The following is a 2,902-nucleotide window of genomic DNA, read 5'->3' on the forward strand; positions in this document are numbered from 1 at the left end:
CTAGGCGGCGTGGACAAATTCCCCGCACCCACGGCTGGAGTCAAAAGCCGTCAATTCAAGGAGGTAAGACGAAGGCGTATGTCGATACGTCAAGTCGAACTGACGCGGAAGTGGCGGCTTTTGGCCCAGCCCCTGCGGGGTTGCCCTGTAATAGGCCCCGGCGGCGTTGCGCGGCCTTGAAAGAGGCCCACTCTGTCTGCGGCCCCGCGCCTTGCCAGGGCCTATTACAGGGCAACCGTGGCTGCAGGGAATTTGTCCACGCCGCCTAGGCCGAGCGGTAAACTCGCCGGTCGAAGCGCTGGTTCTGCTCCCGCAATCGCTCGCGAGCCTGCAGCAGTCCGCGTGCCCGGCGCATGCGCGCCGCGCGCGTCACGAAGGGGTTCCCGGCGTCCGGCGGAGCCGCCACCATCAGCTCAATCGCCGCGCGCCGCTCTTCCGGATCGGCAAAAACAGCGCCGTGGTCCAACGCTGTTGGCGGACCTTTGGACACGGGCTTGTGCCGCTCCGCCTCGAAACGGCGTTCACGGCGGCGCCAGGACAGCGCGATCATTCCGGTCCCGGCGAGGCCGAGCGCCGCCAACAGGCCCGCACCAACCGCAAGCGCCAGGCCAGCGCTGTCCACACCCGGCGAGGCTGCGGAAGGCGCAATGCGCGCCGGCACGGAGCCGCGCGCCAGGGCGCCTTCGGCGACAGGGCCTTTCATCTCGGTTGTGGGCACTGTCGGCGGTTCGGCGGCCGCCAGGGCCGGCGTGGCGGATAGCACGGAGACCGTGGCAATCGCCCGAATGGCACGAGGCAAGCGGTGAATGATTGTCCGTTCCATGTCTTAACTAACGCGGGAAACCGTCCCTTTAGCCCGTGTCGACTGAAAATATAGGACAAGACGCCGTTTGAAACGCGATGAACCGATGCTTGCTTTACTAAGCAAGTATTTCTCCGAATTGATGTTCTAAAATTCAACGGCTCGCAACCAAATACCGCCCTTCCCAGAGGATTCCGGGCGATTCTCTCCCGGAACAATTACAACAGGACCCGCGCAGCAGATGGCTCCCGCCCCTTCCGACGATTTGACATGTTGGAAACGAAAACCTATATGGGCGGCTCGCTCGGCGCTTCGAGCAAGGCGGGTCCATGCGCGGGGACACGCTCGGGAAGGAAGCGATCCGGGTTTTCATTTTGACGCGAAGGCTGCGGGCCGCATGGGACTTTTTACAGAAATTCCCCTGCATGCCAGCGGCCTTTTGGCGTCTCGGGCCTCCGTCTCACGGCGGTAGCGCCCATTCTCGCGAAGACGAAATTTCAGGGCTGATGCGAATCGGCCCTTCAGAAGCGAAGAGGCAAAAGACCCACATGGCGACGAAGCCCCTCGACACGTCCAATGGCGGACGCACGGCCAAGAAGCGCATCCGCAAGATCTTCGGCGACATCCACGAAGTCGTCCAGATGCCCAACCTCATCGAGGTTCAGCGCGAAAGCTATGAACAGTTCCTGCGCTCCGATCCCTCGGTGGGCTATGTCTCGGGCCTGGAAAAGACGCTGCGTTCAGTGTTCCCGATCCGCGACTTCGCCGGCACCAGCGAGCTGGACTTCGTTCATTACGAACTGGAAGACCCGAAGTACGACGTGACCGAGTGCCGCCAGCGCGGCATCACTTATGCGGCGCCGATGAAGGTCACCCTGCGCCTGATCGTGTTCGAGGTTGACCAGGAAACCGAGACCCGCTCCGTCCTCGATATCAAGGAGCAGGACGTCTACATGGGCGACATGCCGCTCATGACCGAGAACGGCACCTTCTTCATCAACGGCACCGAGCGCGTGATCGTCTCGCAGATGCACCGTTCGCCGGGCGTGCTGTTCGACCATGACCGCGGCAAAACTCACTCCTCGGGCAAGTTCCTCTTCGCCGCCCGCGTGATCCCTTATCGCGGCTCGTGGCTCGATTTCGAGTTCGACGCCAAGGACATCGTGAACGTGCGCATCGACCGCAAGCGCAAGCTGCCGGTCACTTCGCTGCTTTACGCGCTGGGCCTCGATAGCGAGCAGATCCTTGACTATTTCTATGAGACCGTGACGTGGAGGCGCGGCGAAGGTGGCTGGCGCCTGCCTTACGTGCCCGAGGCATGGCGCGGCGCGAAGCCTGCGTTCGACGTGGTCGACGCGAAGTCCGGCGAAGTGATCTTCCCTGCCGGCCAGAAGGTCAGCCCCCGCGTCGCCAACAAGGCGCAGAAGGACGGCCTCGAAGAGCTTCTGATCCCGACGGAGGAAATCTTCGGCCGCTATTCCGCCAAGGACCTGATCGACGAATCCACCGGCCGGATCTGGATCGAGGCGGGCGATGAAGTCTCGCCGGAAAACCTCGAAGCGCTCGACAAGGCGGGCATCGACCAGATCGACCTGCTCGACATCGACGATATCAATACCGGCCCCTGGATCCGCAACACCATGAAGGCGGACAAGGCGGACAGCCGCGACATGGGCCTTGAGGCAATCTACAAGGTGATGCGCCCCGGCGAGCCGCCGACGAAGGAAACCGCCGAAGCCCTGTTCGCTGGCCTGTTCTTCGATGCCGACCGCTACGACCTTTCCGCCGTCGGCCGGGTCAAGCTCAACATGCGCCTGGGCCTCGATGCAGAGGACACCGTCACCACTCTGCGCACCGAGGATATCCTCGCGGTCGTGAAGGAACTGGTGAACCTGAAGGACGGCAAGGGCGAAATCGACGACATCGACAATCTCGGCAACCGCCGCGTACGTTCGGTGGGCGAGCTGCTGGAAAACCAGTACCGCGTCGGCCTGCTGCGCATGGAGCGCGCGGTCAAGGAGCGCATGTCGAGCGTTGACGTGTCCACGGTGATGCCGAACGATCTCATCAATGCCAAGCCGGCCGTGGCCGCGGTGCGCG

General features: G+C 63.0%; 1 protein-coding gene and 1 pseudogene. One reads left to right on the forward strand and one right to left on the reverse strand.

Going from position 1 to position 2,902, the window contains the following annotated elements; genetic code table 11:
* Window positions 1-265 precede the first annotated feature (265 nt).
* Window positions 266-823 (reverse strand): hypothetical protein, encoded by a 558-nt coding sequence (locus tag V7D69_RS15710; protein ID WP_324064341.1) that lies wholly within the window; start codon window positions 821-823, stop codon window positions 266-268.
* A gap of 527 nt (window positions 824-1,350) precedes the next feature.
* On the opposite strand from V7D69_RS15710, the pseudogene V7D69_RS15715 reads away from it, so the two are divergent.
* Window positions 1,351-2,902 (forward strand): annotated as a pseudogene (locus V7D69_RS15715) (DNA-directed RNA polymerase subunit beta); the annotation flags it as partial.

The organism is Novosphingobium sp. (assembly GCF_036733805.1).
Classification (GTDB): Bacteria; Pseudomonadota; Alphaproteobacteria; order Sphingomonadales; family Sphingomonadaceae; genus Novosphingobium.

Bases quoted from the DNA above. Each gene is read 5' to 3' on its own strand.
- V7D69_RS15710 (WP_324064341.1), bottom strand. From the start codon at position 823: ATGGAACGGACAATCATTCACCGCTTGCCTCGTGCCATTCGGGCGATT.